The organism is Mesoplasma coleopterae (assembly GCF_002804245.1).
Classification (GTDB): Bacteria; Bacillota_I; Bacilli_A; order Mycoplasmatales; family Mycoplasmataceae; genus Mesoplasma; species Mesoplasma coleopterae.
This window is the reverse complement of record NZ_CP024968.1, coordinates 460,537-486,111: the sequence shown is the minus strand read 5'-3', so window position 1 is coordinate 486,111 and position 25,575 is coordinate 460,537. Positions and strand designations below refer to the sequence as shown.

The 25,575-nt window shown below is 29.4% G+C and carries 15 protein-coding genes and 3 rRNA genes; all 18 read left to right on the top strand.

The window, feature by feature from the left end; all coding sequences use genetic code 4:
* The first annotated feature begins 95 nt into the window (after positions 1-95).
* The 18 genes from MCOLE_RS02225 (at position 96) to pheT (ending at position 25,573) form a co-directional block, all read left to right on the top strand.
* On the top strand, positions 96-2,225 hold the full coding sequence (locus MCOLE_RS02225) for a DUF2779 domain-containing protein (protein ID WP_100671063.1): 2,130 nt from the start codon (positions 96-98) through the stop codon (positions 2,223-2,225).
* Positions 2,212-3,153 carry a methionyl-tRNA formyltransferase gene (gene fmt / locus MCOLE_RS02220; protein WP_100671061.1) on the top strand — a complete coding sequence of 314 codons (942 nt, stop codon included), beginning with the start codon at positions 2,212-2,214 and terminating at the stop codon, positions 3,151-3,153. Before MCOLE_RS02225 ends, fmt begins: the two co-directional genes overlap by 14 nt.
* Positions 3,146-3,667, top strand: a complete 522-nt coding sequence (locus MCOLE_RS02215; RefSeq protein WP_164703818.1) for an ECF transporter S component family protein — start codon at positions 3,146-3,148, stop codon at positions 3,665-3,667. Before fmt ends, MCOLE_RS02215 begins: the two co-directional genes overlap by 8 nt.
* Positions 3,668-3,728: 61 nt before the next feature.
* Positions 3,729-4,286 carry an elongation factor P gene (efp, locus tag MCOLE_RS02210; RefSeq protein WP_099651242.1) on the top strand — a complete coding sequence of 186 codons (558 nt, stop codon included), beginning with the start codon at positions 3,729-3,731 and terminating at the stop codon, positions 4,284-4,286.
* A 24-nt stretch (positions 4,287-4,310) separates the two neighbouring features.
* Positions 4,311-4,610, top strand: a complete 300-nt coding sequence (locus MCOLE_RS02205) for an MMB_0454 family protein (RefSeq protein WP_100671059.1) — start codon at positions 4,311-4,313, stop codon at positions 4,608-4,610.
* A 23-nt stretch (positions 4,611-4,633) separates the two neighbouring features.
* Positions 4,634-5,914, top strand: coding sequence for a trigger factor (tig, locus tag MCOLE_RS02200; protein ID WP_100671057.1), 1,281 nt, complete (start codon positions 4,634-4,636; stop codon positions 5,912-5,914).
* Between the two features lie 110 nt (positions 5,915-6,024).
* Positions 6,025-8,388, top strand: coding sequence for an endopeptidase La (lon, locus tag MCOLE_RS02195; protein WP_099651239.1), 2,364 nt, complete (start codon positions 6,025-6,027; stop codon positions 8,386-8,388).
* Between the two features lie 50 nt (positions 8,389-8,438).
* On the top strand, positions 8,439-9,671 hold the full coding sequence (locus MCOLE_RS02190) for a replication-associated recombination protein A (RefSeq protein ID WP_100671055.1): 1,233 nt from the start codon (positions 8,439-8,441) through the stop codon (positions 9,669-9,671).
* A gap of 2 nt (positions 9,672-9,673) precedes the next feature.
* Positions 9,674-10,108: a MepB family protein gene (locus MCOLE_RS02185; protein WP_100671053.1), complete on the top strand. Its 435-nt coding sequence runs from the start codon at positions 9,674-9,676 to the stop codon at positions 10,106-10,108.
* A 255-nt stretch (positions 10,109-10,363) separates the two neighbouring features.
* A 16S ribosomal RNA gene (locus MCOLE_RS02180) occupies positions 10,364-11,888 on the top strand.
* Between the two features lie 208 nt (positions 11,889-12,096).
* Positions 12,097-15,010, top strand: a 23S ribosomal RNA gene (locus MCOLE_RS02175).
* A gap of 64 nt (positions 15,011-15,074) precedes the next feature.
* Positions 15,075-15,182: ribosomal RNA gene (gene rrf / locus MCOLE_RS02170) — 5S ribosomal RNA — on the top strand.
* Together the 16S, 23S and 5S rRNA genes form the textbook arrangement of a ribosomal RNA operon.
* Positions 15,183-15,410: 228 nt before the next feature.
* Positions 15,411-16,427, top strand: coding sequence for a putative cysteine peptidase (locus MCOLE_RS02165; protein ID WP_100671051.1), 1,017 nt, complete (start codon positions 15,411-15,413; stop codon positions 16,425-16,427).
* A 20-nt stretch (positions 16,428-16,447) separates the two neighbouring features.
* A complete protein-coding gene (locus MCOLE_RS02160) occupies positions 16,448-16,948 on the top strand; it encodes a hypothetical protein (protein ID WP_100671049.1) in 501 nt (166 codons plus the stop codon).
* Positions 16,949-17,263: 315 nt separating this feature from the next.
* Positions 17,264-21,490, top strand: coding sequence for an ABC transporter permease (locus MCOLE_RS02155; RefSeq protein ID WP_100671047.1), 4,227 nt, complete (start codon positions 17,264-17,266; stop codon positions 21,488-21,490).
* Between the two features lie 7 nt (positions 21,491-21,497).
* A complete protein-coding gene (locus MCOLE_RS02150) occupies positions 21,498-22,118 on the top strand; it encodes a hypothetical protein (RefSeq protein WP_100671045.1) in 621 nt (206 codons plus the stop codon).
* Between the two features lie 13 nt (positions 22,119-22,131).
* Positions 22,132-23,184 (top strand): phenylalanine--tRNA ligase subunit alpha, encoded by a 1,053-nt coding sequence (pheS, locus tag MCOLE_RS02145; RefSeq protein ID WP_100671043.1) that lies wholly within the window; start codon positions 22,132-22,134, stop codon positions 23,182-23,184.
* Positions 23,185-23,191: 7 nt separating this feature from the next.
* On the top strand, positions 23,192-25,573 hold the full coding sequence (gene pheT / locus MCOLE_RS02140) for a phenylalanine--tRNA ligase subunit beta (RefSeq protein ID WP_100671041.1): 2,382 nt from the start codon (positions 23,192-23,194) through the stop codon (positions 25,571-25,573).
* Positions 25,574-25,575: the final 2 nt, after the last annotated feature.

Sequence of the window (25,575 nt, the reverse complement as noted above, 5' to 3'; positions counted from 1 at the left end):
TACTCATAATGCAAGTTATTTTTTAGTAACACATTAATAACACATGTAAAGTTGATAAAATATAAATAATAAAGTTTTAATAAGGAGAAAAAAATATGTTTAAATTGAATGCAAAAGTTAATAAAGAAACATTTAAGCTTGCAATGAAAGAGTGCGTTAAAAAAGCTTGAGTTTGAGATAATAAAGAAAATTTTACCAGTGCTGTAAAATGAAAGAAGGATAGGATCCTTGAAATTGATGCAGATGCTAATTTTGAAGATGAAAATGAATTTTCTGAATCAGCAGAATCAATTGATATTTTTTCTGCATACCTAAACATTGACTCCTTAGACGAAAATGAAAAAGAGGAATTTCTTAAAAGATGAAATTCAGCATGAGATTCTGAAACTGGCTTTGATCCTGAACTATTTGCAGGTGAAACAATTGAAGATGGTAATGCGTTTGGGGATAAAGTTAGAGAATACTTTGACATGAAAAATATCATTGCAAATGATAAAAGAACTGTTAAAAAAATAACAGTAAACTTAGACGAAATGAAATTCTTTGAAGCAGAACAAAAAACAAAAGAATTACTTAAAGAAGATAATTGTGAATATATTTATGAAGCAGCATTCAGTTATGATAATGAAAAAATTAGAACAAGATGTGACGTTTTAAAAATTAAAGAAAACAAACACGTTGAAATCATTGAAGCTAAGGCTACAACAAAAGTTAAAGCTGAACATTTCTTTGACTTAATGTATCAAGTGTTTGTTTTAGAAAAATGTGGATTTATTGTTGATGATATTTGTATTGCAAAAATTAATTCAGATTATGTAATGAACTCAGATTTAATAATAACTGCTAAAACTTTTGGTGATCAAGCAAAAGAATTTATAAACCAACTTGGAAAAATTAAATATGAAGAAATTGAAGAATTTGTTAAAAGTGATTTTGAAGTTGAATATGATACAACTCCAATTGAAGTTGAATTAGATAAATTAATAGCGCTTGATTATTTAACATATGGGTCTAACGCAAAAAGACCTACTTTAAAAGATGAATTGAAAATGTTCAGAGAAAAGTTTGATTTAGATCAAATATTTGTAACTTTATCAAACTACTTAAATATTAAATCTGAAAATGGTAAAATCCCAGAGTTTATGCATAATAAAAAATGTACTTTAAATTACAATAAAGACCGTGCTGGAAATTGAGATCATGGATTTAACCATGATGAATATGATAACTGTTATCATGTAATGAATTGGTTTGATAAAAATGAACCTGGGTTTTGAAACATTGGAAAATTTAAACGCGCTTTAAAATCACATGTTATAAGAAATTCAAAATCACCTTACTTCAAGGATTATGAAAGTTTGTTTGAACCAAGTATTGTACTGAATAATAAAGGTGAATCATTTTTTGAAAAAAATAGAATTGCAAAAAGAATGTTTGAAGTTTATGATTTGAAAAAACAATACCCAGCTGATGAATCAAAATGAAGAATTATAGATTTTGATAATATTGAATGAATAGATAATTTATTAAATATTTATAAAGATTTTCCTATTTATATGTATGACTTTGAAACATCTAAATGAGCAATCCCAAGATTTAATTTAGTTAATACTTACTATCAAACTCCATTTCAATATTCAATTGATGTAATAGTTGATGAAAATTATGACTACAATAAACCTGAAACAATGCATCACTATAGTTTTTTAAGTAATGAACAAGATACAGATCCAAGAATTAAGTTTATTGAAAACTTTATTAAAGATTCATTTAAACATGGTCCTGGTGTTTATGTTGCTTATAACAAAAGTTTTGAACAAGGTGTTTTAAGAAAATTAGCAATGATGTTTCCTAAATATGCTAAACCATTAGCTTATATTATTCAAAACACAGTTGATTTAATGGATTTCTTCACAAGTGACACAAAAGGAACTGGTAGACCAGCATTCTTAATTTATCACCCAAATTTTAAAGGTAGTTATTCAATTAAAAAAACACAACCAAGTTTAGATCCTAGTTTTTCATACAATGATTTAGTAATCAATAAAGGCGATAAAGCTAGTGAAACATTTAGAAAGTTTGTTGATGGTAGAATACCAAAAGCAGCTTGAAATCTGAAAGTAAAAGAAGGAATGCTTAAATATTGTGATAGAGATACTTTAGCAATGGTAGTTATTCTTAAAAAAGTTAAAGAATTAGTGGAGGCTTACAATGGAAAAAATTAAAGTTATATTTTGTGGCACTCCACAAATTGGTGCTGACATTTTAACTGCTCTAACTGAAATGGAAAACGTGGAAATAGTTTTAGTTATTTCTCAACCAGATAGACCAGTAGGTAGAAAAAAAGAATTAAAACCAACTCCTGTAAAAGAAGTTGCTTTATTAAATAATTTGAAAATAATTCAACCTGTTAAAATTTCTGAAGCTTATGATGAAATTGCAAAAATAGAAAGTGACTTTATTGTTACTTGTGCATATGGTCAATTTGTTCCTACAAAAATCTTGGATTTACCAAGAATTGATTCAATAAATATTCATGGTAGTCTATTACCTAAATATCGTGGTGGAGCACCAATTCAGTATGCTATTAAAAATGGAGATTCTGAAACAGGAATTTCAATTATGAAAATGGTTAAAAAAATGGATGCTGGTGATTATTACATTCAAGAATCTATAAAAATTGAAGATTGTGATGATACTGGAACTATGTTTGAAAAATTAGCAAAGTTAGGTCAAAAAATGATCAAAGAAAATTTAGTTAAAATTTATAATAATGAATTAAGACCAATCGCACAAAATGAAGATCAAGTAACTTTCTCAAAAAATATTTCAACTGAAGAAGAAAGAATTAATTGAGATGATTCAACAGTTAATGTTTGAAATCATATTAGAAGTTTATCTCCTTGACCAATTGCTCATACATTTAAAGGTGAAGAAAGATACAAAATTCAAAAAGTAAAAATACTTAATAATAACGTCGAACAAAAACCTGGAACAATTGTTGACATTAATGAGAATGGAATTAATGTTCAAACAAACAATGGGCAAGTTCAAATTCAACTAATTCAAAAACCAGGTAAAAAAATGATGGAAGCTAGTGCATATAAACTAACTAATTTATCAGATTTAAAAGTAGGCGATTACTTTGAATAAGAAAAGATGATCAATTAAATATATTTGTTTAATTGGAATGTTATCAGCTTTATTGGTTACATTATCTTTAGTAACAATGTTATTTACAAGTGATGGAGTTGCTATTCAATTCACAACTGGAGTTTATTTAGTCTTTTGTTATTTAGTACCAGGATATGGAATGTTAGTTGGTGGAATTGTTTATGGAGCTATTATGGATTTAGCCTTAAATTCAGTAATAACAATGGGTATAACAATTTTAATAAATGTATTAATGTTCTTTATTATGAAGTATGGTTCAAAATTGATAACAAAACATGCAGCCGTAATTTTAGCAGCGAGTTTAGTATTTTTATATATCCCATTTTTATATTATGTAGTTTGAAATACACAAGAAATTTCAACACGAAACGGGTTAGCTGTCAAAGAAGCAATTGTCGATAGTATTCAATGAATAGTTTCAATAGTCGTTTTTGAAGTTATGTATTTAACTTTGTCAAAAACAAAACTAAATGAAAAACTTTCAAACTTTTAGGTTAAATGCTATAATTTACTATGATTAAAATTAAATCTTAAAAAAGAAAGAAGGAAAACAAATGTCAGTAAATGATTTACGTCCTGGAACAACATTTATATACGAAGGTAATTTATTTGTTGTTATTGAACAGTCTTTCTCAAAAACAGGAAGACAACAAGGAAAAGTTAGTGTAAAAGCTAAAAACTTGAGAACTGGATCAAGAGTTGAAATAACTTTCACTGGTGGAGAAAAAGTTGAAAAAGCGATGATTGAAAGAAAAGATATGCAATACCTATACAATGATGGTACTGATGCATACTTAATGGATACAGATACTTATGAACAAATTCAAATTCCAATGACTAGATTAGAATGAGAAAGTAAATTCTTAACAGATGGATTAATGATTAAAATGACTGAATTTGACGGAGAAGTTTTAGGAATTTCTTTACCAGATAAAGTTGAATTAGAAGTAACAGAAGCTGAAGCAGCAGTTAAAGGTGATACAACAAGTGGAGCATTGAAAAAAGCTGTTGTTGAAACTGGATTAGATATCATGGTTCCATTATTTGTTAATGTAGGAACAAGAGTTATTATTTCTACAGTAGATGGTAAATATAGCGGTAGAGCTCAATAATAAAAGAAATAGAGGTGTAAGAATATGTATATTTCAATAGAGAGAAATAATCGTGGAGCATTAGAAATTGAAGTTAATGCTTTAAATAAGTTAATTCAGAATACAATTTTAATGCGTTCAAACTCAGATTTAAACAATGTAGATAATATTGAAGTATTAACAGACTTATATCATGATAATTTACTTTATGTTTTAATTAAAATTGATTTAAAAAACAAAGCTCAAATGTTAGAAGAAAATCAAATTAATAAAATAGTAGAGGAAATAATTGTAAAAACTTTAAGCATTAAGCCAAAAAATATTGCTATTGCTTACAAAAGATAGAATAGAATAACGAGGAATAAAAAATGAAATTCACAGAATTAAAAATTATTGAACAAGGTCAAGGTAAATGAATTGTTACTATTGATGGAACAGAATGAACTGAAACTTTAAAAAAAGCAAAAAATAGAGTTCTTGCTAACTTAGAAGTTCCAGGATTCAGAAAAGGAAAAATTCCAGCAGCTCAAGCTGAAAAATATGTAACTCCTTCAAAAGTTTACAATGAAGCATACAGAATGATGGTTTCTCCAGCATTTGATTTTGCAAGAGCTCAAGATGTTAAAATTGAACCAATGAACTCACCAGAACCAATTCCAGCAAAAGTAAGCGAAAAAGAATTAGTTATTGAATTCTTATTTGACTTAAAACCTGAAGTTAAATTGGGTGATTACAAAAACATAAAATCAGTTAAAAAAGAAACTGTTGAAGTTACTAATGAAGAAATTGAAGCAGTTATTGATCAATACTGTGAACAATTTGTTATGGAGAAACCAAAAGCAGCTGATGCTAAAATTGCAAAAGGTGACATCGTTACTTTTGACTTTAAAGGATTCATTGATGGTGAAGCTTTCAAAGGCGGAGAAGCTAAAGGCCACAAATTAGTAATTGGTTCAAACCAATTTATTCCAGGATTTGAAGATTCAATGATTGGTTTAGGATTAGGAGAAGCTAAAATTGATGTAACTTTCCCTGAAGGATACACTCCTGAATTAGCAAATAAACCAGCAACTTTTGAATTAAACATTACTGAAATTAAAGCAAGAGAATTACCTAAAAAAGATGATGAACTTGTAAAAGATTTAAACTTACCTAATGTTGAAACTTTTGCTCAATTTGAAGCAAAAGTAAAAGAAGACATTTCAAAACAAAAATCACAAAATGCTAAAAACCAATTTGTTAATGAAATTATTGCTGAAGTTATTAAAAACTCAACAATTGAATTACCAAAATCAGCTATTGAAAATCAAGCAGCTGATTTAAGAAAAGAATTTGAAGCTCAATTAAAACAACAAGGTTTAGATATCAAAAAATACAAAAAAGTAACTGGTTTAAATGATGAAGCTATTAAAGCTGAGCTATTAGCTGATGCTAAAAATAAATTAGAAACTTACTTAGTAACAACTGAAATTAGAAGCAAAGAAAAATTTGAAGTTACTGAAGAAGCTATTAATGCAAAATTTGAAAATTTAGCTACACAATTTGGAATTCCTGCTGATCAAATCAAAACTATGGTAAATCCAGAAATGTTAAAATCAGAAATAATTAATGATTTATTGGTTGACTTCTTATACTCAAATAACGGATAATTATAAAAATAATCAAACCTGATAAAGGTTTTTTTATTTTTAGCACTCTACTATTGTAATTGCTAATCAATATGATAATATATATTTAACCACGTAGGAGGTTATAAAAAATGAGTAAAAAAATAAAACTACCTATTTTCCAAATTAGAGGTTCATTTATTGTTCCTGGAATAAAAGAAAATTTAGAAGTTGGAAGAAAAAACACATTAGCAAGTGTTAATTATGCAATTAAAAATTCAAATAATCAAATGATTGCAATACCACAAATCGATGCTTCTGTTGAAAAACCAGAATTTTCGGATTTACATAAGTTTGGAATTTTAATTGATTTTGAAGTAATCAAAGAATGAAAAGATAATTCATTAACAATTAGCACAAATCCTATTCAAAGATGTAAAGTAATTAATTTCTTTGAAAATGAAGATGAAGTACCTTATGCAGAAGTTGAATTAATTGAATCAATTAACGATTTTACTGAACAAGAGTACGAAGAATTAATTGAAAAAATTTCTGAAGCTATTAAAACTAAAGGAAGTTTAGTAACAAAGCAAATTAAACAATTAATTTCAGGTGAATCTGATGATTTAAGTTTAGCTTTTGATTCAATTATGTTTAAACTAGCACCTTCAAAAATTTTAACTAATTCAGAATATATAACATCTTCATCTTTAAAAGAAAGATGATCTATTATTGAAAGAGTAATTTTTTCAGAGGATGGAATTGTAACCAGAAATGCTGAATCAATTGATGCTGCTAGACATAAAAATGAAATTGAACAAGAATTAAACCATAAATTAAAAGAAAAAATGGATAAGCAACAAAAAGAATATTATTTAAGAGAAAAAATGAGAATCATCAAAGACGAATTAGAAGATGAAGATGGTTCTGATGATAGTTCTTTAGATAAATACAAAGATCGTTTATCTAAAGAACCATTCCCAGAAGAAGTTAAAAGAAAAATTTTAGCTTCAATTAAAAGAGTAGAAGCTCTTCAATCAGGAACACCTGAGTGAAACACAGAGAAAAACTATATTGATTGAATGATGAGTATTCCATGATGAGAAGAAACTGAAGATTTGACTGATTTAAAATATGCAAAAGAAATCTTAGACAAACATCATTATGGAATGAAAAAAGTTAAAGAAAGAATTATTGAATATTTAGCTGTTAAAACTAAAACTAAATCTTTAAAAGCACCAATTATAACATTAGTTGGTCCTCCAGGAGTTGGAAAAACTAGTTTAGCAAAATCAATTGCTGAAGCAGTTGGAAAAAACTTTGTTAAAGTAAGTTTAGGTGGTGTAAAAGATGAATCAGAAATTCGTGGACACAGAAAAACTTATGTAGGTTCAATGCCTGGAAGAATTATTCAAACAATGAAAAGAGCAAAAGTAAAAAACCCATTATTCTTGCTTGATGAAATTGATAAAATGGCATCTGATCACAGAGGCGATCCTGCAAGTGCAATGTTAGAGGTTTTAGACCCAGAACAAAACAAAGAATTTTCAGATCACTATATTGAAGAACCTTATGACTTGAGTCAAGTTATGTTTATTGCAACTGCTAACTACCCTGAAGATATTCCAGAAGCATTATACGACCGTATGGAAATCATAAACTTATCAAGTTATACAGAAATTGAAAAAGTTAAAATTGCACAAGACTATTTGGTTCCAAAAGCAATTGAACAACATGAATTGACATCAGAAGAAATATCATTTACTGAAGGCTCAATTAATGAAATAATCAAATACTACACTAGAGAAGCTGGTGTTCGTCAATTAGAAAGACATATTAATTCTATTATTAGAAAATATATTGTTAAAAATCTAAATGGTGAAATGGATAAAATTGTAATTGATGAAAAACAAGTTAATGATTTATTAGGCAAAAGAATATTTGATCATACTGAAAAACAAGAAGAATCACAAATTGGAGTTGTTACTGGTTTAGCGTATACACAATTTGGTGGAGATATCTTGCCAATTGAAGTAAGTTTATACCCAGGTAAAGGAAATCTAATTTTAACTGGTAAACTTGGTGAAGTAATGAAAGAATCAGCAACTATAGCGTTGACTTATGTAAAATCAAATTATGAAAAATTTGGTGTAGATAAAAAAATATTTGAAGAAAATGATATTCACATACACGTTCCTGAAGGAGCAGTTCCAAAAGATGGTCCGAGTGCAGGTATTACAATTACAACAGCTTTAATTTCAGCACTTTCAGATAAACCAGTTTCAAAAGAAATTGGTATGACTGGTGAAATTACACTAAGAGGTAATGTATTGCCAATTGGTGGTTTAAGAGAAAAATCTATTTCAGCTTCAAGAAGTGGATTAAAAACAATCATTATTCCAAAGAAAAATGAAAGAGACTTGGACGAAATCCCAGATGAAGTAAAAGCAAAATTAAAAATTATTCCAGCTGAAAAATATGAAGAAGTATTCGGGATAGTTTTTGAAACAAAATAAGAGTAAAATAATAACTAGTAAACACTAGTTATTTTTTATTAGGAGGAATTATGAATACACCATTAGCATATTTATTAAGACCAACATCGACATCAGAAATAATAGGACAAGAAAACTTATTAAAAGAAGATGGCTTAATCAAAAGAATGATTAGTAATAACTTTTGTAGGTCTTTAATTTTTTATGGTCCAAGTGGTGTCGGAAAAACATCTTTTGCCATTGCTTTAGCCAATGACTTAAAGATTGAATATGATCTTTTTAATGCTAGTTATGATAAAAAAGAAAATTTAACAAAGATTATTGATAAAGCTATTAATAAAGAAAGATTTATTTTAATCATTGATGAAATTCATAGACTAAATCGTGATAAGCAAGATATTTTATTAAATTTTATGGAAAACGGAAATGTTTATTTATTTGCTACAACAACAGAAAATCCATTTTTTACTATAAATCCAGCAATTAGAAGTAGAGCTACAATATTAGAACTAAAAAGAATTAACCATGAAGATTCTTTCAATTTCGTTAATAAATTAATAAGTGATAAAAAAATCGATATCAATATTAAACCAGAGTCGCTTAAATATTTATGTGAGCTTAATAGTGGAGATATTAGAAGTTTATTAAATAACATTGAATTATTTGATTCTTTATATAAAGGCGAAGAAATAACAATAGATTTAATTTCAACAATAATTTCTCAAGGTAAAAATCCAAGTGGAGCAGCTGGTGATGATTTTCATGATTTAAAATCTGCATTGCAAAAATCAGTTAGAGGTAGTGATGTGGATGCTAGTTTACATTATTTTAGTAGATTATTATCAATTGGAGATTATGAAACTTTAATGAGAAGAATGATAATTATGGCATATGAAGATATTGGATTAGCAAATCCAACTTTGCCACCAAGAGTTGTCCAAGCTTGTGATGCTTTTAGACAAATTGGTATGCCTGAAGGAATTATTCCATTAGGCTTAGTTATTATTGAAATGGCTTTAAGTCAAAAATCTAATTCCGCTTTAATGGCAAGCGGCAAAGCTTTTGAAGATGTTAAGAACGGAATGGCATATGATGTACCATCTCATTTAAAAGATAATCATTATAAATCAGCAATTAAATTAAATAGGGGAGTTAATTATTTATATCCACACGTTGAAGAAAAAGGATGAGTAGCTCAACAGTACCTTCCTGATGAAATTAAAAATATTAAATACTTTAAACCAAAATCTAATTCTGCGTATGAAAGAAAACTTTGATCCTTATATGAGGAGATGAAAAAATAATTATGTATGAATCAATTAAAAGAATGAATGAAATTTTTGAAAATAAAATCACAGATATTAAAATTGAAATAATAAATAAAGAATATGAAGCTGCGAAATTTATTCTTCATGGAGAAACATGCTATTTCAGAAAAGTTAAGAAGACTCCTAAAAAAGCAGGATATTTTGTAGCAATGTATAAAATAGAGAATAAAAATACTCCTATAAATTATAATGATCAAATTGATAAACTTATTCTTTATGTGTTAGATGGAACTAATGAAGGATATTTTGTTTTTGATAAAAATACATTACTGAATAATGGGATTTTGTCTTTTGAAAATAAAAGAGGTAAAATGGCTTTTAGAGTTTATCCTAATTGAGTTAATGATTTAAATTCAACAGCGGAGAAAGCAAAAACATGACAAATGGAACATTTTTTCGAAATAAAAAAATAGTTTTCTAATTTAATAAAAATTAAGGAAATTTTGAGGCAAAACTAGGTAGTCTCAACATTTTTTTATTTTTTTGGAAAAATTTTTTAAAATTTATTGCAACTTGATAAAAACTTATGCTATTATTAAAAAGTCCCTGATTGGGAAATGATCTTTGAAAACTAAATAGAACAACAATTGTACAATCCTGTAACAATTTCAAATTGAGTACAGAATAATATACAAAAAAATATAATAGTCAGAATCAAAACAATAATTTAAAATGAGAGTTTGATCCTGGCTCAGGATAAACGCTGGCGGCATGCCTAATACATGCAAGTCGAACGGAGGTGCTTGCACCTCAGTGGCGAACGGGTGAGTAACACGTATCTAATCTACCTTCTAGCGGGGGATAACTTTTGGAAACGAAAGGTAATACCGCATGTGGATGTTATTATCGCATGAGAAAACATTCAAAGATCCGTTTGGATCACTAGAAGATGAGGATGCGGCGTATTAGCTAGTAGGCGGGGTAAAGGCCCACCTAGGCGATGATACGTAGCCGAACTGAGAGGTTGATCGGCCACATTGGGACTGAGATACGGCCCAGACTCCTACGGGAGGCAGCAGTAGGGAATTTTTCACAATGGACGAAAGTCTGATGAAGCAATGCCGCGTGAGTGATGACGGCCTTCGGGTTGTAAAGCTCTGTTGTAAGGGAAGAAAAAATAGGAGAGGAAATGCTCTTATCTTGACGGTACCTTACCAGAAAGCCACGGCTAACTATGTGCCAGCAGCCGCGGTAATACATAGGTGGCAAGCGTTATCCGGATTTATTGGGCGTATAGGGTGCGTAGGCGGTTTCGCAAGTTTGAGGTTAAAGCCCGGAGCTCAACTCCGGTTCGCCTTGAAAACTGCGGGACTAGAATATCAGAGAGGTAAGCGGAATTCCATGTGTAGCGGTAAAATGCGTAGATATATGGAAGAACACCAGTGGCGAAAGCGGCTTACTGGCTGATTATTGACGCTGAGGCACGAAAGCGTGGGGAGCAAATAGGATTAGATACCCTAGTAGTCCACGCCGTAAACGTTGAGTACTAAGTATTGGGGATTACCTCAGTGCTGCAGCTAACGCATTAAGTACTCCGCCTGAGTAGTATGCTCGCAAGAGTGAAACTCAAAGGAATTGACGGGGACCCGCACAAGTGGTGGAGCATGTGGTTTAATTCGAAGCAACACGAAGAACCTTACCAGGGCTTGACATACAGTGCAAAGCTACAGAGATGTAGTGGAGGTTAACATTGATACAGGTGGTGCATGGTTGTCGTCAGTTCGTGCCGTGAGGTGTTGGGTTAAGTCCCGCAACGAACGCAACCCTTGTCGTTAGTTACTAACATTAAGTTGAGGACTCTAACGAGACTGCTAGTGTAAGCTAGAGGAAGGTGGGGATGACGTCAAATCATCATGCCCCTTATGTCCTGGGCTACACACGTGCTACAATGGCCGATACAAAGAGTCGCAATCTCGCGAGGGGGAGCTAATCTCAAAAAGTCGGTCTCAGTTCGGATTGAAGTCTGCAACTCGACTTCATGAAGCCGGAATCACTAGTAATCGCGAATCAGCTATGTCGCGGTGAATACGTTCTCGGGTCTTGTACACACCGCCCGTCAAACCACGAGAGTTGGTAATACCAGAAGTACGTTTCCTAACCGTAAGGAAGGCGCGTCCCAAGGTAGGACTAGCGATTGGGGTTAAGTCGTAACAAGGTATCCGTACGGGAACGTGCGGATGGATCACCTCCTTTCTATGGAGATAAAAACAAAACAGATTGACTATTATATGTTCTATTTAGTTTTCAGGGATTATTTAAATATAATCTCTGAAAGAGAATTGTTCTTTGAAAACTGAATATTAGATGAAAAGCATTGTAAAAGATTAAAATAAATCAACAATTTTTAACAAATAAAAATAAATTTTTACTGAATCAATTATCAATTGCTTTAAGATTTTTTCTAAAAAATAGTAAGGGCACATGGTGAATGCCTTGGAAAATGGAGCCGAAGAAGGACGTGATTACCTGCGAAAAGCATCGGGGAGCTGGAAGTGAGCTTTGATCCGGTGATATCCGAATGGGGAAACCCAATACGATTAATCTCGTATTATCCATAAGTGAATACATAGCTTATGAGAAGGGAACCTTGGGAACTGAAACATCTTAGTACCAAGAGGAAAAGAAAATAAATAATGATTCTGTTAGTAGCGGCGAGCGAACGCGGAAGAGGCCAAACCAGTCTACGGGCTGGGGTTGTAGGACATCTTTTTAGAGTTACAAAATCAACATATAGTAGAAGCTACTGGGAAGTAGCGGCATAGAGGGTGATACCCCCGTATACGAAATGTGTTGATCTCTTAGATGGATCCTGAGTACGGCGAAACACGTGAAATTTTGTCGGAATCCGCCGAGACCACTCGGCAAGCCTAAATACTCCCATTTTACCGATAGTGAACCAGTACCGTGAGGGAAAGGTGAAAAGTACCCCGAGAGGGGAGTGAAATAGTTCCTGAAACCATGTGCTTACAAGAAGATAGAGCCCGTTAATGGGTGATATCGTGCTTTTTGTAGAAAGAGCCGGCGAGTTAATGTATCGTGCGAGGTTAAGCAGAATATGCGGAGCCGTAGTGAAAGCGAGCCTTAATAGGGCGTTTAGTACGTTGCATTAGACACGAAACCGGGTGATCTAGCCATGAGCAGGTTGAAGTTTGGGTAAAACCAAATGGAGGACCGAACCGACGTTCGTTGAAATGACCGCGGATGACTTGTGGCTAGCGGTGAAATTCCAATCGAACCCGGAGATAGCTAGTTCTCCCCGAAATATATTTAAGTATAGCGTCGAGGTTTACCACAATGGAGGTAGAGCACTGAATCTATGATGGCCCCACCTAGGGGTACTGAATAGAATTAAACTCCGAATGCCATTGTCGGATACTCGGCAGTCAGAACATGGGTGATAAGGTCCATGCTCGAGAGGGAAACAGCCCAGATCGTCAGCTAAGGTCCCTAAATTTAGGTTAAGTGTGTAAGGATGTGGAATTGCACAGACAGCTAGGATGTTGGCTTAGAAGCAGCCACCATTTAAAGAGTGCGTAACAGCTCACTAGTCGAGTGATTCTGCGCCGAAAATGTACCGGGGCTAAACCTAATACCGAAGCTACGGATTGTATTTTTAATACAGTGATAGGGGAGCGTTCTAATTGTGATGAAGTCAGACTGTGAGGACTGGTGGAACGATTAGAAGTGATTATGCCGGCATGAGTAACGATTGAATGTGAGAATCATTCATACCGTTTGACCAAGGTTTCCTGGGCAAGGTTCGTCCACCCAGGGTTAGTCAGGACCTAAGGCGAGGCCGAAAGGCGTAGTCGATGGACAACAGGTTGATATTCCTGTACCTGCTAGTTAGTGATGGAGTGACGGAGAAAGGTAGTGTATCCCAGGTGATGGATGTCCTGGGTTAAGCACAAAGACGGCAACATAGGCAAATCCGTGTTGTATTAAACGTTGAAGTGTTATGAGGAGTGAACGGTTCGCCTAGTAACGAAGTACATGACCCTACGCTTCCAAGAAAAGCTTCTAACTTAATAACTAGTAGCCTGTACCTATAACGAACACACGTGGTCAAGGAGAAAATCCTAAGGTAAGCGAGATAACTGTAGCTAAGGAACTCTGCAAAATAACTCCGTAACTTCGGAAGAAGGAGTGCTCAACGCAAGTTGAGCCGCAGTGAAGAGGGAGGGGCAACTGTTTAGCAAAAACACAGCTCTCTGCTAAGTCGCAAGACGAAGTATAGGGGGTGACGCCTGCCCAGTGCCGGAAGGTTAAGAGGAGAAGTCAGCGCAAGCGAAGCTTCGAATTGAAGCCCCGGTGAACGGCGGCCGTAACTATAACGGTCCTAAGGTAGCGAAATTCCTTGTCAGGTAAGTTCTGACCCGCACGAAAGGCGTAATGATCCCTTCGCTGTCTCGGCTGCAGACTCGGTGAAATTTTAGTACCGGTGAAGATGCCGGTTACCCGCAACTAGACGGAAAGACCCCGTGGAGCTTTACTATAACTTGATATTGAAATTTGGTATAACGTGTAGAGGATAGGTGGGAGACTTTGAAGCTGGACCGCTAGGGCCAGTGGAGTCAACCTTGGAATACCACCCTCGTTATATTGGATTTCTAACTTCGACCCGTTATCCGGGTTAAGGACAGTGTCTGGTGGGTAGTTTGACTGGGGCGGTCGCCTCCTAAAATGTAACGGAGGCGCTCAAAGTTACACTCAGCATGGTTGGAAATCATGCATAGAGCGCAAAAGTATAAGTGTGATTGACTGTGAGACTTACAAGTCGAACAGGTACGAAAGTAGGATTTAGTGATCCGGCGGTCCCGAGTGGAAGGGCCGTCGCTCAACGGATAAAAGTTACCCCGGGGATAACAGGCTGATCTCCCCCAAGAGTTCACATCGACGGGGAGGTTTGGCACCTCGATGTCGGCTCATCGCATCCTGGAGCTGTAGTCGGTTCCAAGGGTTGGGCTGTTCGCCCATTAAAGCGGTACGCGAGCTGGGTTCAGAACGTCGTGAGACAGTTTGGTCCCTATCTGTTGTGGGCGTAGGAAAATTGAAGAGAGCTGTTCCTAGTACGAGAGGACCGGAATGGACACACCTCTGGTGCTCCTGTTGTCACGCCAGTGGCACAGCAGGGTAGCTATGTGTGGAACGGATAATCGCTGAAGGCATCTAAGCGAGAAGCCTCCTTTAAGATGAATTTTCCCATTTCTTTAGAATGTAAGATCCCTTATAGACTATGAGGTTGATAGGATGGATGTGTAAGTGTCGCGAGGCATTAAGCTAACCATTACTAATAGATCGAGAGAATTTTAGAAAAAAGAAGCAATTGAGTATGTAATCATCTAATATCCAGTTTTCAGAGAACAATTTAAAAAAAGATCTGGTGGTCATAGCGTAGAGGTCACACCTGTTCCCATACCGAACACAGAAGTTAAGCTCTACAGCGTCGACGATATTGCATTGTGAGAAAATAGAACGCTGCCAGTTTATGAAAGAACCTGAAAAGGTTTTTTTTTTTTTTTTTAAAAAAAAAAAAAAATGAATAGATTCATGGTTGTTTAAAACTCAGGAAAATTATTTTTATATAAAATATTCAATTATAAAAATCTTTCTAGAATAAATAGTTTTATTAAAAATTAATGATTAAATTATTTTGTAATATAAAAAATATATTATAGAAGATAATTTTGTATTCTAGAAAGAAGGAATAGAATCATGATAAACGAAAATTTAAAAAGATATTTAAAATCTGAATTAAAAGAACTTGGAGTTAAAAAGATTAAAGAAGATGTAGTAATTCTTAAAGACCTTAAAGGTAGAGAATTTTATTTTATGACCGGAGAAAATGAGGGATATTTAATATATGATCTAAGAAGTGGTCACATAATTGAAAGATCTGAAAGTTTTAAAATTCCTTACAATGATTTGCAAGATAAATATTACTTTGGTCCTTTAAATTATTATGTTAAAGAAAATGGAAACTTTACTCATTTAAATAAAGGTTGCGGTAAAATTGGCAAAGAAGATGCAAAAATATTACAAGAAAATTTAGATAGTATATTAAATAATATGTTATTAGAGCCTAATATATCTGTATTAAATTATGTGAATGGTGTTTTAACAGGAGAAACACTACAATTGCCAAAATCTAAAAAAGTCTATATTAGAAATTACGAAAAAATAAAATATGCAAATTTTCCTTCAAATTGAGATGGTTCTTGTGGCTTTGTTGCTGGGGCACTTATGATGTACTATTGATATGCAACAGGAAATGAAAAGTTAATACCTTCTAACTATATAAATTCAAAAAATAACATGCTAATAGATACTGGAAAGCGTTATGATCCAAACACTAATTTAAAAGACAAATTAGTACAATTAAATGGGGGAGAAACTTCATCTTGAGGAAAACCTCTAAAAGAATCTATTAAGAAATTTTGTAAACAAATAAATTTTAAAGAAAAATCTCATTATTATATAGGTAAGTTAAATCTTACTAACGAAATAAAAGCTGGAAGACCAGTTGTATTTTTTGGTCTTTTTCCACCAGATCCTGTGGCTTATAGCGAAGCAAGAGGAAAAATTTCACATGGGGTTATTGTTTATGGTTACGTATATAATTTTTGATCAAATTCTTTTATTTGCCATTATGGTTGAGATGGTTGAAATTATCAAGAAGTGATACTTTCAACTTATGTGGAAGGATCTATAACAACTTTTAAACCGTTATAAAAAATAAAATTATGAAAATTATGAAAAAAATAATATTAATATTTTTAATTATTCTTATAACTGTTAGTTCATGTATAACCTTAGGATTTTTTAGTTTTAAAGCTATTATTTTCCCTGAAACAACAAATCTTTCTTTAAATTTAGAAAAAGAAAGTGTAATTGAAGTCAATGTTGAATTCCACACAAATGATTCAAATAATTTTCCTCCAATTGGTGAAAACAATGATAAATTCACTTTGTCATCTCCAGAACAAATCAATTATGTTTTTGAAGGATTTGAAAGTATGAAAATTTATAAAAAACCTGTTAAAAAAACAATAATTCTTGATGATCTTTGAAATTATTTTTATGTTAAAATCAAGCATGTTAACAACATAAATGAAATTAAATATACAAATTTTTCATTTTATAATTATGGACGAGGTTCAGCATATGTCATTATTGAAGAATTAACTTATAAAGATTATTTTAATTTTAATTTAAGACTTTATGATTATTTATGAAGGGCAAAAGAATTATAAAATAGATAGTTTAAAATATTTTAAAAAAATGAAAATAATGATGTTAATTTCTTACAAATAAAATTAAAAATATTAAAAGATAAATAATTAGTTTAATTCAATTATCGTAGTTTTTATTATAAAAATTTTTTAATAGTATAAAGTGACTATTTTTCTTAAAATTATCCTATTTCTATATATATCATAAAAAATTTAGCTTTAGTTAATTTATCTACTGTTAATGAATACAGTTATGAAAGAATCCGTAAGGATTCTTTTTTTAGTTATAAATGTTAAAATATATTTAAAATAAGAAAGGTTTTTTTGGTGATTTTAATGAACAAAATAATGAAAAGTTATCTAAAAACTTTTTTTAAAAACTGATTATCAACTTTATTCATGATAATTTTTATTGTTACATTAGCTGCATCAGTTATTGGGATGTTAGCAACACCTTTACAAATATATTCAAAAATGAATTCAGCTCAAAAACAAAATGTAGCTTATAATTCAAATTTTTCTTCTGCTAATGAAGATATGCTTTACAGCGAAGAATTTATAACTAAATATGCAAAACATTATTTAGATCCTAAATTTATAGAATTTTTAAATGCAAAATTATGAACTGATTCAATAAATAAAAAAGACAAAGATTATTATTCAAATTGAAATAATTTTAATTCTGAAGAAAAGGAAAGAATGACATTACAAGTCAATTCATCTTTAAGAAGATATAGATTATCAGCTAATTCTACAGCATTTGAATTATCATACAAAGATTCAACAAACTTTGATTCAAAATTTAAATTACCTACACCTCAAGAAGTTTTTAAATATCATGTTCAAAAATCATTAGAGTTAGGTTTATATGATTTAGAAAATTTTTTACAAAACGATGATGAAACTAATATTTATTCTTCAGTTGCAAGTATAGGATTTTCAACATTATATAGAATATTAAATTTTGCTTATGTGAATGGTGTTATTCAAGATATAAATTCAATTTCATCAATAACTAATCTTGACGATATAAAAAATTTAATTGCTAACTGAAATCCTAAAACAATTAAAATTTTAAGTTATACAGTTTTTAATTCTGAGTATTCAAAAATTTTAGCAGATGAAAAATATCAACATGATGATAGAATACTACTTTTTAATGAAATTTTAAATAAGAATAATAATGAATCTAATTATGAAATAAATGTTAATAAAAATTTTGTATTTCAAAAAAGTGAAACAGGAGTTTTAACTAGTTCTCAAACTTTTGAAATAAGAACTGATTCAACTAATGAATTTAATAATATTATTTTTGATAAAGGTAATAAAAAATCAAGAAAAACTGAAAGTTGAAATTTAAACAAGCAACCTGAAATTATTATTTCATCAGCTTTTGCAAGTGAAAATAATATTAAAATAGGCGATGAAATAAAAATGCCTATAGCTAATTCAAATAATTTAATATTTAATGCAATACTATCAAACAAAATAATTCAAAGTATATTACCAACAGAAAGTTTTTTTGCAAATCAATCAACAACTGTTAAAGTTGTTGGAATTGGACAAACTTTTGACAATTTTGTTCCTGGTAATAATTTTTCAGCATTTTCACAAAGTATGAAAAATTATGGTTTTATTTATTTAAATCAAAAATTCATTAATAAATTTAGAGATTACTCTTGAAACCTATTAAGCAACGAAGCTTCATATAATTTAGAATTAAAGATAAAAAATGTAAACTCAACAAATGAAATGCCTTTTGAATTATTTAAAACAAATGATGGTGTTAAAATACTATCAAATTTAGAAAATAATTTTATTCCTTGAAGCGAAACAAAAGTTGCTAAAGCATTAGAAAATTTACAAATTAGAATAATTATAAATGTTGTTTTAGGAACTATAATTTTAGTGCTAGCTTTCTTATTCATTAATTTCCAACTTAAAAAAGAAATGAATGAAACAAGAAAACAGTTAGGAATATTTAAATCATTTGGTTATAAAACTAGTGAGTTAAGTTGAATATTTTCAATAAAAACTGGTATTTTATTTTTTATTAGTTTAATCTTTGGGTTTATAATTTCTATTCCTATACAGACTTTCGCTGCAAAGGCATTTGAAAATACTGTTTCAATTAGCTTTAGTACTATTTATGTAAGTCCACTATTCTTGTTTTCTTTATTTATTCTTATACCATTACTTTTTATTCTAATAAGTTACATAACAACTATCTTATATATAAAAGAGCCTGTTTTATCATTAATGTCTAATAGTAGAAAAACAAAAGCTAATATAAAACAAGGAATATTATTTAAAAAAATATTCGCAGGAGAAAAGTTTTTCAATTGAAGATTGAGAAGAGCTTTTGTTAGAACTTCAAAAGGGAAGTTTTATACTGTTCAAGCATTATTTGCATGTGCATCATTTACTTATATATTATTATTTGGTGCTCAAAGTTTAATGACAAAAATGTTAAATCAATCGTTTTCAGTTTATAACGAAAAAACAGATCATTACTATAATTGATGAAATTCTAATCCAACACTAGATATTACTAAAGGACAAACTAAATTTAATTACAAATATGAATGAAATAAAACATCTCCTGATTATAATGATTATTCTGAATATAAAAATACAAATGAATATTTGAACAAAACGTCTTCAGAAGAATATAGATTTAGAATAGATGCAGTAATTCAAATGACTAATAACTACTTTATGACATTAAATTCAACTGATAAAGTTAATTTCTTATTACCAAGAAGTGAAATGTATTTCATTTTAAACAATATGTTGAACATTAAAACAAATGATTTAAGGTCAGAAGAAAGTAGTAATAATAGTTTTATAAAAACAATTATGTCATATAATTTAAATTCTAAAAATTCTGCTTTTATAAAAGGTGTTGAGGAAATTAAATTAACTGGAACAACTTCTCAAATATTAGATTTAAATGAAAGAACAAATGAAAGTAATTCTTTATCAATTGCATCTATGCAATCTGATATTGTAAAACATATTTTCAGTAAGGATTTATCTTACATTTATGCAGTAAAAATAGCTCAAATTGATTTAACAATTTCTGCATTACAAGAAATTATAGGTAAGTCTAATCAAATAATTGAGAAAAACGATCTAATTGGAGCAACAACAACAGAAAAATATATTGATAGTGCGTATCAAAAATTATACACAAACAAGCTAATTAATAAAGTTAATATCTATGACACAAAACAAAGAAATTTATTAGACAATTGATTATTAACTCAAATTGATGAGATATTTTCTAATGATTTAAAACAGTATATACCGCTTTTAGTTAGAGCTAATTTTACAAATATGAACTCGGTTGCAACAAATGTGTTTCAAACAACACAATTAACAGATTTTGATAATTATGATGAAAATGATTACATGTTAAATATTAATAATGTTATGTATGATAAAAAAAATGAAGTCTTATTTGACTGAATTGGTTTATCGCAAAGCGGCCAATATAATGATGTTGATGTTTATGCAAGATTAGTAAATACTCAGTCTAATCAATATGGAAATTTTGAAAATATGTTTAATTTTGAAGATGTATCAACTTCTGAAATTGAAAGATTTAAAAATTCAGCTCAAGAGAATGCAGATTCAAATATTGTTAATGCAATAATTCCATATAGTATGGCTAGAAATCAAAATATAAAGATTAACGACATTATAGATTTTAGAACTAAAACATTAGATCCCCAGACAGTTCAACTTAGAGTTGTAGGAATTAATAAAGCAGAAACTATAAAATTGGGCACAGATAATATTTGAATTAATTCAGAAGACTTTAAAACTAAATTTTATGATGAAAGCCTTCCAGTGAGATTTTCAAGTTTATATTCAAAAAATGAAATGATTTCAGTTAATACAAAAACTAGTGATTTTATGGAATTATTTTATTCAATTAAAATTATTGAAAAAAATTCATCAATTTTAATTAATGAAGATACACCGATAATGTTAGATATTTTAAGACCAGTTTTCAAATATACTAATTCTTTGAGTCCGAATGTGACTACAAACTTAAAATCTGTTGTCAATCCATATTTCTTAAACTTTTCTTCAAGAACATCAACAGTTTCTTTTATCATAAATAATTTAGTTATAAATAAAGCAACTGAAATAGTTGATAGAGTTATGTTAATATTTGTATTATTAACAACTGTTCTTCTTGCAATAATTCTAGTTGTAATTATTGGTATCATAGTTGAAGAAGCTAAAATAATTATATTAACTCTACAAGCTTTAGGTTATAAAGATAAAGAAATAAATTGAGTTGTAATGGGTAGTTATGCTATTGGGGCTTTAATATCTTTTATAGCTGCATATATTGCATCTGTTATATTCTGAAAAATATTATTAACATGAATAGCAAATAAGTTTAGTGTTTATATTTTTATGACAGTTGATTTAAAAACTATTTTAATAACTTTATCAGTTATGTCAGTAGTTTTACTATTTGGATGATATGCATCAAATAAACAAGTTAAAAAAAATCCTTTAACTCAAATAACAAATTTAGCTTAGGAGAAATATGGAAGTAAAACAATCAATAATAAATCACTTTGAAAACACTAGAGTTAAAAAAGATCAAACAGCAAAAGTCTTTGATATAAACTTTACCTGAGAGTTTACAAACTTGTTTGAAATTATTTCTAAACCAAGATTCTTAAAATATTTAAATATGAAATACAAAAAAGAATTAACAAGAAAAACAGTTTCTAACTTTAATGAAGTAATTGATCAAATTAGAATTTTCAATAAAGAAGTAGAACAAACAATATGGGACTACCTAATTCAAACTAATAATGATAAAATTATTTACAATATATATGAAGAATTTTTATCTTTCATATATAGTTCAACAAAAACTTTTATTAATGATATTTTGATTGAACAAATGATTTATTGAAATGAAGATATTAAGATTAAAATGCTTAATAATAAACACTATGATACAAATTTATATTTCGATTATGAAATACAAAAGTATAAAAATAGTTTTCAAAACTTTGTGTTTAAAAAATTAAAATCAGTATTAAAAGAAGAACATAGTAATTCAATTATTGGGATAGTTGTTCAAGCATATGAAGAAAATTTAAAAGAAAATGAAATGAAGTTAGTTTCTTTAAAACAAACAGCTTTATTAAAATAGCAAAAGGAGTTTTATGATAAAAAAAATTAATAAGATTAAAGAGCAATTCGTAGCTGATTTAAATAAAGTTAAAACAGTTGATGATGCTGAAAAATTAAAAAAATCTTTATTAGGTAAGGAATCAGAATTAAGTGAAATTTTAAAATCTTTAAAAGATTCTGATGCTGAAAATAAACAAGCAATTGGTATTGCAAGTCATGAATTAAGAACATTCATTACTTCAACTATTGATGAATTTGTAACAAGAGTCAAAAAAGAAGAACTTGATGCAAAATTAGCAAGTGAAAAAATTGACGTTTCACTAACTGGTTCATTGGCACAATTTGGTACTAAACACCCTCTTAATATTGTTGTTGAAGAAATTACTCAAATCTTTACTGAAATTGGATTTGATGTATTAAATGGGAATGATGTTGAAAGTGATGAATACTGCTTCCAAAAATTAAACTTACCAGTTGGTCACCCTGCTAGAGATATGCAAGATACTTTCTATATCGATGAAGAAACAGTTTTAAGTACTCATTGTACACACATGACTGCTAGAGTTTTAACTCAAATGGCAGAAGATAAAAACTTTGAAGGTAACTATGCTTGTGTAGCTATTGGTAATGTTTATAGAAGAGACGATGATGATGCAACTCACTCACACCAATTCATGCAGTTAGACTTATTATGTATTGGTAAAAAAATTACTTTTGCTAATTTGAAATGAGTATTAAAATACATGTGTAAAAGATTATTTGGTGAAGAAGTTAATATCAGATTAAGACCAAGTCTTTTCCCATTTACTGAACCTAGTGTAGAAGTTGATGTAAGCTGTTTTAAATGCGCTGGTCAAGGTTGTTCAATATGTAAATATTCAGGATGAATTGAAATTTTAGGATCAGGAATTATTAATGAACAAGTAATGTTGTTAAATGGAATGGATCCAGAAAAAAATACTGCTTTAGCTTTTGGAGCTGGTATTGAAAGAATAGCAATGCTTAAATTTGGAATTTCGAACATTAGAAACTTATACGAAAACAATGTTAAATTCTTAGAACAATTTAAATTTTATGGGGAGTAGATAGAACATGATTATTACAAGAAAATGATTAGAAAAATATTTAGACCTTTCTAATATAACAAATGAGCAAATTTCAGTATGTCTAAACTCTTTAGGGTTTGAAGTGGAACAAGAAATTGATTATTCAAAATTAAATACAAAATTAGTTATTGGTCATATTGAAGAAGTTGATCTAATTGAAGGAACAAAATTAAAAAAAACAAAAACTCGTATTGGTGAAAACAAATATGCAACAATTTTGTCAACATCAAGAAATATTGAAGAAGATAAATTTGCAATTGTAGCTTTACCAGGTGCTAAATTGGCCAACGGACTTGAATTGGAAAATAGAGAAATTTTAGGAATTATTTCTGAAGGTATGTTCTGTGGTTTCAATGAAATTGGATTACCTAACTCGGTTCTAACTGAATCTGAACAAATTGATGTTTACTACATTAATTCAATCTTTAAAAATATGGATGAAATGGTTGGAAAAGAGATTAGTGAAGTATTGAACTATGATGACTACACATTTGAAGTAGACTTAACTTTAAATAGAAGCGACGCATTAGCTGCAAAACAGTTAGTTAAAGAAATTGCAAATTACTTTGATTTACAAATTAATCATTCAGAACACAAAGTTAAATTTGAAAAAACAACTGAATCAATTAATATTGAAATAAATAAGAAAATTGAAGAAGTAGTAAACACAGTTTCACATACTTTCATTGGTTTAAAAAACACAAATACACCTTTTGATTCATCTCATGATGTTTGATTAAAACATTCTAACGTTAAATCAGCGGAAAATAAATTTGAAAATATTGCTAATATGGCAACTTTAATTTCAGGGCAACCTTTTATTTTAATTGATGCTGAAAAAGTTAATAGAGAATTGACTTTGACAAAACAAATTATTGATGAAAAGGAATTGATTGTTTTAAAATCTGGTAAAGATGTTGTAAATATTTTAGGTTTAAAAACTGAAGAAAAATTTAAAGTCACAGAAGACACAAATACAATGTTAGTTGTTATGTTGAACATTGATCAAATCGCAATGCGTAAACAACAAAAAAACTTAAACATAAGTAATGTTGATACGCAAAGATATGCTAAGCCTTTAAATCCAAATCTTTATGATCAAGGGATTGAAGAGTTAGTTACAATCTTAAATGAATATAAAATGATTGAAGACGTACAAAAAATAGTAACAAGTGTTCAAAAGCAAAATTATGATAACGTTTATTCAATTACTTTAGAAAAAGTTAAAGATATTCTAGGTATTGAAATTACAATTGAAGAAATAATAGGTTTATTTAGAACATTAGATATTGATATATCTGTTAAGAAATCAGAATTAACATTTACTGTTGATAAAAATAGAACAGATTTATATGGTAAAAATGATCTTTGTGAAGAAATAGCTAGATTATATGGTTATGACAACATTATTGAGCAACCATTAGAATATGTAAGTTTTAAGAAAACTAAAAATTTAGATAAAAAACTTAAAGATAAATTAAGCGATTATTTAGTTGGTGCAGGATTTAATAACATTAAAACTTATTCATTAACTGATATTGAATCAAATAAAACTTGAAACCTATTCAAAGTTAAAGATCCAGTAATATTAATGAGTCCTCTATCAAGTCAACGTGAAACATTTAGAAACAATTTATCAAAATCAATGATTGAAACAATTATTTTTAATGCTAATAATGGTAATAAATCAGTTAAATTTTTTGAAATGGCGGATATATTTGCATTAAATGGATTTAGACAATCTAACTTATGTTTTGGTGTATCAGGTGAAGCAATCTCTGATTCATTAAATCAAGTACATATTAAATCAAATTATGCTTATATAAGCTCAGTATTAATGAGTATCTTAGATTTATACAGAATTAATGCTTCTAATATAACATTTGAAGTTAATGAAAAAGTAATTGATGAAATTCACCCATACATTAATGCTGTTATCAAACATAAAAATAAAAAAGTTGGATTTATTTATAAATTAAACCCAGCATTTGAATCTGCTAATAAAATTCTTCCAACATTCATTTGTGAAGTAAACTTAAACTTATTATTAGAAATAGCAGATAAAGTACATGTAACTAATGAGGTTTCAAAATTCCAACAATCAACAAGAGATATTTCTTTTGAGTTGGAAAATAATGTTTCATTTGACTCAGTTGTTAAAGCAATGTTAAAAGATTTAAATTACTTAACTAATTACAAAGTAATTGACAAATACTCTGATGATGAAATGAATAAACAAAATATTTCATCTTTAACTGTTAAATTAACATTTAATAGTTTAGACCACCAATTAACTGAAAAAGAAATTAATGATGATTTTGAAAGAATATTAAATAATTTAAAAGAGCTTAATATTAAAGTTAGATAACA